At 58.0% G+C, this 7,580-nt stretch carries 5 protein-coding genes; 1 reads left to right on the top strand and 4 read right to left on the bottom strand.

The features are described 5' to 3' along the window. Positions 1-681 (top strand): WD40 repeat domain-containing protein (locus tag Q7V20_RS24045; RefSeq protein ID WP_304796798.1); only part of this gene is annotated, 681 nt, incomplete at its 5' end. 225 nt (positions 682-906) lie between these two features. Here Q7V20_RS24045 and Q7V20_RS24040 read toward each other — a convergent pair. From Q7V20_RS24040 to Q7V20_RS24025, 4 genes are all read right to left on the bottom strand, one after another. Beyond that, positions 907-3,999, bottom strand: a complete 3,093-nt coding sequence (locus Q7V20_RS24040; protein WP_304796795.1) for an efflux RND transporter permease subunit — start codon at positions 3,997-3,999, stop codon at positions 907-909. Between the two features lie 13 nt (positions 4,000-4,012). Further along, the gene (locus tag Q7V20_RS24035; RefSeq protein ID WP_304796792.1) at positions 4,013-5,170 is read right to left on the bottom strand and encodes an efflux RND transporter periplasmic adaptor subunit; all 1,158 of its coding nucleotides are present in this window, start codon (positions 5,168-5,170) and stop codon (positions 4,013-4,015) included. Further along, positions 5,167-6,570 carry an efflux transporter outer membrane subunit gene (locus tag Q7V20_RS24030; protein ID WP_304796790.1) on the bottom strand — a complete coding sequence of 468 codons (1,404 nt, stop codon included), beginning with the start codon at positions 6,568-6,570 and terminating at the stop codon, positions 5,167-5,169. The genes Q7V20_RS24035 and Q7V20_RS24030 overlap by 4 nt, the downstream gene beginning before the upstream one ends. After that, positions 6,533-7,580, bottom strand: a 1,048-nt coding sequence (locus tag Q7V20_RS24025; RefSeq protein ID WP_304796787.1) for a thioesterase domain-containing protein, incomplete at its 5' end; no start/stop codon positions are given. The genes Q7V20_RS24030 and Q7V20_RS24025, both read right to left, overlap by 38 nt.

Genomic DNA, 7,580 nt, shown 5'->3' with positions numbered 1-7,580 from the left:
CATGAAGGTTCGGTTAACGCCTGTGCCTTCGCCCCCGATGGCCGCCGCCTGCTCTCGGCGTGCGATGACGGCACGCTGCGCCTCTGGGACGCGGACAGCGGCGAGTGCCTACGCGCCCTCGCCGGGCATGAAGGTTGGGTTAGGGCCTGTGCCTTCGCCCCCGATGGCCGCCGCCTGCTCTCGGCGGGCGATGACCGCACGCTGCGTCTCTGGGACGCGGACAGCGGCGAGTGCCTGCGCGTCCTCGCCGGGCATGAAGGTTCGGTTAACGCCTGTGCGGTCGCCCCCGATGGCCGCCGCCTGCTCTCGGCGGGCACTGACGGCACGCTGCGTCTCTGGGACGCGGACAGCGGCGAGTGTTTGCGCGTCTTCCTAGGTCATCAAGCTTCGGTTAGGGCCTGTGCCTTCGCCCCCGATGGCCGCCGCCTGCTCTCGGCGGGCGATGACGGCACGCTACGCCTCTGGGACGCGGACAGCGGCGAATGTTTGCGCATCCATACCGCAATACGGTTCCGTAATGACAGCGGCCATGCCGTGTGGTCGCCACCAGACAACCGTGTCATCGAAGCCAGCGGCAGCGCGTGGCGGTGGCTTGCGTGGCAAGATCAGCACGGCAACCGTTTCCCATTGGAAAGCCACTGCGCAGTACCACCCGCCCGCCATTCATCAGCATTAACCTAACCTCAGTTCGATATAAAGAAATGTCCACGAAAAACACGAAAAATTTAAATTATAAATTTCAATAGCTTAGGATTTCATATTTTATCGCTTTCGTGTCTTTTCGTGTGTTTCGTGGACAACTGCTTCTTATGTCGAACTCAGGTTAACCTAACAATACCCACAACTTGCTGTGCCGTAGCATGTTGTGAACCGCCACCTATGTGGGTAGGCATCTGTTTCAACTGCTCAATTGCCCGGTTTTTGCCGTTGCATGTCCTGCAACACCGCATAACAAACCGGGGTCAGCAACAGGCTGGCAAACATCCCGAACAACAGGCCCGCCGCCAGCGACAGGGTCATCGGCACCAGAAACTGTGCTTGGACGCTGGTTTCCAGCAAGGTCGGCAGGAAACCGGCGAAATTGGTCAAAAAGGCCAAAAAAATCGGCCGGAACCTGGCGGCGCAAGCCTCGGCTATCAAGGCGAATTTGTCTTTAGCCTGTGCTTCATGCTCGTGAATATAATCCAGCAACACCATGCTGTCGTTCACCACCACCCCGCTGGCCGCCACCATACCGACTAGCGATTCCATCGACAGCGGCATACCCAATATCGCATGCGCCAGCACCGCCCCGCACCAAGCCATCGGCACCGCCAACAAAAACACCAGCGGCAACGCATAGGAACGGAAGCTGACGGCGATGATCGCGTAAATCACGGTCAGGGCAATGGCGGTATTACGCCCCAGCGCATGCAATGTGTCGCTCTGTTCCAGCCGCTCGCGGCCCAGGTCGGCCTTCAAGCCGGTGAAACGGCTTTGCAACCCCGGCAACACCTGTTGCTCCAAATCAGCATAAATCGCATTGAGATCGGCCTGGCCCGGATCGATCCGGGCGGCGACTTCCAGCACCCGCTGCCGGTCGCGACGAGTCAGTTGTGCATAGCCTGGTTGAAAATCAACCTCGGCCACCTGCGACAGCAGGGTCTGTTTGCCATCCGGCAGACTAATCGGTAGCGTGTAAAGATCGTCGAGAGAACGCCGCTGTTCCGCCGGCAGGCGAACCATCACCCGCACGTCGTTGCCGCCGCGTTGAAAGCGTTGCGCTTCGACACCGTAATAGGCATGCCGCACCTGCTCCGCCAGATCGGTCAGTTGCAGCCCTAGTTTTTCGCCGGCTGGTTTCAAGCTCAATTGCAATTCCGGCTTGCCGGCCACGTTGGAATCCAGCACGTCGTAAACACCTGGATAGGCCGCCAAGCGCTTTTTCAAGGCCGCCCCGGCCTGTTGCAACACGGCGGCATCGGCCGAACCCATATTCAGCACAATGTCGTAAGGCACATCGCCTTCGCGAACGATGAAATCCAGACGCGCCAAACCCAGATCGCCGATGCGTCGCCGCCACTCGCGGACGAAATCGTCAACCTTGACGCGCTGCCGCGCCTGTTCGGACAATTCCAGCCACAGACCGGCTTCCTGCTCCCAAATCAGAGTCTCCTGACCCACTAAGAGTGGGTAACCCGGCTCGGCCGCTTCCAGAGCGTCGCGATAATTCAGCAGTTCGCGTTCCACCCGTTCCGCTAGCCGCCGGGTTTCGGCCGGGGCAGTGCCCGGCGGCACGGTCAACCTAGCCCAGAAAGCATCCTTGCTGATGTCCGGATTCATGGCCTGACGGACATGGCCGCTGGCATACAGACCGCCAGTCAACAACAGCAAGGCAAGGAATAGTGCCAGTATCAAGTACCGCCAGGACAGCGCCCACTCCAGTAGTGGCCGGTAGTAAACAGAGACAAACGCTTCCAACCCGCGATTCAGCCGTTCGCGCCAATGCGCCAGACCTTGGAAGCGCGATTCTACTGCGTCCGGCACGGCCAAATGCGCCGGCAAGATCAGCAACGCTTCTGCCAATGAGAATATCAGCGTCAGTATCATCACCCAGACGATGGGCCGCATCATCTCCCCGCTCCAACCCGGCAGAAACAGGCCGGGCAGAAACGCCGCCAGCGCGATCAAGATCGACAACAACACTGGCAAGGCCACTTTGCCCACACCGATGATGGCCGCGCCCAGCGGATCGGCACCTGGCTTTTGCTGTTCGCTGTGTACGCTCTCGCCGATGATGATGGCGTCGTCCACCAATATTCCCATCGCCAGCAGAAAACCGAACAACGACAACATGTTCAAAGACAAGCCCAGCATCGGCATCCACCACAAGGTACCCAGCACCGAGGTCAAAATCCCCATCCCGGCCCACCAAGCCACCCTGGCACGCAAAAACAGCGTCAACACCAGCCAGACCAGGACAAAACCACTCAGGCCATCTTCCAGCAACGTGCCGATGCGTTGGTCAAATGCAATCGAATCATCCCACCAGGTTTTCAATTGCACACCTTCCGGCAACGTGGCGGCGGTTTGCTGCACGTACGCCCTCACCTGCTCTGCCACTTCGATGGCATCGGTTTCGGCATGAATTTCCCAACCCTGCGCAGGCAAGCCGTCATGCCGCCATTGCAGCACCTTTTCCCCAAGACCGTCGTGTACCGTCGCCACGTCGCGAATACGCAACACGCCACCGTCAGGCAGACGCAGCAACACCAGCTCACCGACACCATCGCCACGGCGCGCACTGCCCTGCACCTGCAATAACAAATCACCGGACGGGGTTTTCACCGTGCCGCCAGCTAAATCCAGAGAAGCCCGGCGAATCGCTGTTGCCACCTGGGCCATCGTCAAACCGTATTGGCGCAAACTGGCGGCCCGCACTTCGACGCTGATTTCATAATTCATCCGACCATAATCGACCGCCTGGGTCACGCCGGGCAACGCCGACAGTTCGGCGCGAATCCGGTCGCCCAGGGCTTTTAGCTGTAATGGCTCGACTTCTCCGTACAAAGCCACCCAGATCACGCCGTCGTCGCCGTCGCGTTGCGCCTCGCGGATGTCAATTTTTTCCACCGCTGCCGGTAAATGCGTCAAGGCATCGATACGGCCACGCGCGGCGCTCATGACCGTGTCGCGCGGGTGACCCGGCAATACGCTGACCTTGAGCTGGCATTCCCCTTCGAACACGCTGGTGTCCAAATGCTTGATGCCGGGCAAGTCATGAATGGCTTCTTCCAGCGGGATACACACCGCTGTTTCCACATCTGGCGGCCCGGCGCCGGGGTAAATGGCAACAATCTCGAATTGTTGTGGGCTAAAGCGCGGAAATACATCCTTCTCGACCGCCAACAACCCTGCCAAGCCGCCTAACCAGATCAACACCATCAATAAGTTGGCAGCCACCGGATTAGCAACAAACCAAGCCAACAGCGAATGCGGCAAACTCACGGCAGTTTTCATTCCGCTCTCCGTATTACAGGCTGCCGTCAGCCGATTCGGCGATCACCGCCATCCCGGCCACCGGCACTTCGACACCGGATACGATCACCCGCTCGCCGGCACTCAGCCCAGCGCCGACCCAAACCCGTTCGGCATCGCTATGTAACACCTGCAAGCGTTTAATTTGCAGTTTGCTATCGGCATCGACCCATAAAATTTCTTGAGCGGCATTCACTGCGCCACGGGGCAGTTCAAACACCCCATCCAGCTCGCGGCCTTCAATTTCGGCGCTAACAAAGGTGCCCGGCAATAAAGCCGGTGCTTGCTCGGGATGCTCAAGACGGGCGACCCAATATTCCAGCCCCGTGTTCTGATCGACGATCCCCTCGCGACGCACGATCATGGCCTGCCGCTGTACCTGGCCCACACCACGTTCGGCTGTGAGGGTAACTTTGGCGCCAATGGTCTTGCCGTTATGGACTTCGGGTGTGGGCAAATAGCCGATTTGCGCCTGGCTCAACGGCAAACGAATTTCAGCCATACCGTCTGCATAAATCCGGCCTAGCGACTTGCCAATCTCAGCCATCTGCCCAACCCCGGCTAACTTTTCCTTAACATGCCCGTTAAACGGGGCGCGTATCTCGCAATGGCTGCGTTGCAATTTGGCATCGCCCCATTCGGCTTCGGCTTGTTTGAGTTTGGCTTTGGCTTCCTGCAACTGCGGTTCGCGCAGCGATAACGGTGTCGGCGCACCCTCACCGAGCACTTTCCATTCCCGTTGCGCCTGGGTCGACGCTGCCTGCTCTTCAGCCAATATGCGTTTGGCTTCCGCCAGCCGGGTTTCGCTCCTGACAATAGCCAGATCATATTCGGCGGACTCCACCGCAACCAGCACGTCACCAACCTTGAAGCCGCCGCCCACCACAAAACTATCGTGCAAGGCCGCGATTCTGCCTTGAACCTGTGAAATCAGCCCGATTTCGCGCACGGGCTGCAATATGCCGTGGGTCTGCACGGGTAACTTTACACGTTGCGGTTGGACAAGCAATGTCTTGACTATCGGCGGCGAAGCGTTTGATGCTTGCATTTGCGGTTTGGCACTAGTCGCAAGCACCACCGCCCCGGCTGTTGCCGCCAATATAACCATCAGCGGCAATAGAAACTTCAGGCGATTGCGATGCGTTAACGTCATATCCCACCCCCCAATGCCAGATATAGATCCACCCGATTGTTTAACAATTGCAGACGCGCATTCAGCAAATCGGTGCGGGCAATCAGGGTACTGCGGTAACTATCTAGTAAAGTCAAAATATCCACGGAGCCATTTCGGTAAGCATAAATCGCCAGAGCACGGCTGGTCTCGGTTTGTTTGGCAGTTGCCGCCAATGCCTGTTTACGGCCTATCAACCAGTCTTCAGCCGCTAGGCTTTGCTCGACTTCGCGCAAGCCGTTAAGTACTGTTTCCCGGTAACTATGCAAGGCTTCCTCGCTGTGCGCGGCTTGTAAATCGATGTCAGCTTGCAGGCGGTCGCCCGCGTATAAAGGTTGGGTCAAACCCAAAGCCAAATTCCAGGCTGCGGAACGCGGATCAGTCAGATCGGACAAGGCATTAGCCAAACTACCGCCACTCGCGGCCAGCGTCACCCTCGGCAATAAAGCCTTTCTTACGCTACTGAGGCGTTGGTCTTTGGCACGCAAGCGAAAAAATGCCGCCGACACATCGGGACGGCGAGCCAATAAATCAGTCGGCAAACCAACAGGCAGCGCAGACGGCAGTTCCGGCAAGCGCGTACAACGCCCCAAGCCTCCCGCCGGATAACGGCCCAATAAGACTTCCAGATGCCGTTGAGTCTGCTGTACGCGATTGCCGGCATCTTTCAGCTCGGCGCGCGCATCGCTGAGATCGGTCAGCGCCAAACTCAAATCCAGCCCTTGAGCCAAACCCAGATTGAAACGGCCCTGCAACAAATCAACCAGTGCCTTGCGTTCGTCTATGGAGGCTTGCACCACCGACACCCGCTGCCGGGCTTCGGCCAGTTCAAAGCAGGTTTGCGCAGTGCGCGCAGCCAGCGACAAGGTAGCACCCTGTAAATCAGCCTCAACGGCATCGGCTTCCAATACCGCCGCCTGTTGCGCGTCGCCGATCCGTCCCCAGACATCCAGTTCCCAACTCAGATTGAATGGCACCGACCAACGGCTGCCTGTCACCGTCACGCTTTTCGCATCACGTCCAGCGTCAGCGTGCTCGAAGCCCGGCATCACATTCAGTTGCGGTTTGGCGGGCGCGCCTTCGATGCGTGCTTGTGCGCGGGCTTGGGTAACCCGCGCCGCAGTCGCTTTCAGATCGTTGTTGCCATCCAACGCCGTTAACACCAAATTTTTGACATCGGCATCGTTAAAGCTGGCAAGCCAGACACTGACTTCGCCTTTGGCAACGCCAACCGACAACGCCGTCCATGCCTTCGGCAAAGGAACGGCTTCCTGAACGGCATCGCGTTCGGGCATCGTCATGCAGGCCGGCAAAAAAACCAGTGGCAACCATAGCCAATACCGCTTAAGCTTTGGCATCTGCACCCAATAAATCAAGCACATCGGCAATGAAATCCTTATGCCTGACTATCTTGGCATGGTCAGTAGGCACCCGTGCCGAGGACAATACCCGACTACCACAGGCTTGTTCCAAGGTATCCTGGGCAAAATCGGCAACCTCGCCGACTTCATCCGACCACCAGCAATGCAAGCCCGCCCGAACGGCTTCGATCCGATAATCTTCACTCAAGGCGCTTAATCGCTGCATAATCGCCAAGCCATTTTTCACGTCCAGCCATTTTAATTCTTCCGTAGTCGGATGCTGGGTACTAGATTTTTGATGGATACTCGCCAACATCCTGGAATCGAATCCAGCCAATTCCGGCGAAATGTCAGGCAGCAAATGACCTAGGCTGTCCTGATTGTCGGTGTCATCGTTATCAAAACCGGGCACGAAACTATCAGCCAAGCCCAAAAAAGCCACTTCGCGGCCAGCCTGTTCCAACACACGAGTCATACTCAACGCCAGCGCGCCGCCCAGAGACCAGCCCAGCAAATGAATCGGGCCGTGCGGCTGTTGTTTCATCACCGCATCGGCATAGTCGGCAGCCATTTGCGTGATCGAACTATCCTGCCAATGGCTATCCAAGAAACTTCGGCACAACAGCCCGTAAACAGGCCGATGACCGGCAAGGGCACGCGCCAAAGGGTAATAACCGAACACCGTACCACCTGCCGGATGCAGGCAAAACAGCGGTGGATTATCACCTTCCGTCTGATTCAGAGCCACCAGTGGCGACAATTGAGCGGGTTTGGGCTGTGTGGCTAGCGCGGCAATGGTAGGTTGTTGCAGCAATTGGCTGAGCGGCAAATTCCAATCCAGCCGCCGATTGATCAGCGACAGCAACCGCAACGCGGTCAGCGAATGACCGCCTAACTCGAAAAAATTATCCTCCACGCCGATGTTGTCAAGACCCAACACCTCCTGCCAAATCGCCGCCAGTTGGCTTTCGATGGCATTGCGTGGCGCGGTGCAGGTGCGTGCGGTTTGCACCGGGGACGGCAAGGCTTTG

Source organism: Aquabacterium sp. (assembly GCF_030652515.1).
Lineage (GTDB): Bacteria > Pseudomonadota > Gammaproteobacteria > Burkholderiales > Burkholderiaceae_C > Aquabacterium.
This window is presented reverse-complemented; position numbering and strand designations above follow the sequence as displayed.

What these genes read in the sequence shown, in the direction of transcription:
- Q7V20_RS24040 (WP_304796795.1), bottom strand. Translation starts at nt 3,999, where the DNA reads ATGAAAACTGCCGTGAGTTTGCCGCATTCGCTGTTGGCTTGGTTTGTT.
- Q7V20_RS24035 (WP_304796792.1), bottom strand. Translation starts at nt 5,170, where the DNA reads ATGACGTTAACGCATCGCAATCGCCTGAAGTTTCTATTGCCGCTGATG.
- Q7V20_RS24030 (WP_304796790.1), bottom strand. Translation starts at nt 6,570, where the DNA reads ATGTGCTTGATTTATTGGGTGCAGATGCCAAAGCTTAAGCGGTATTGG.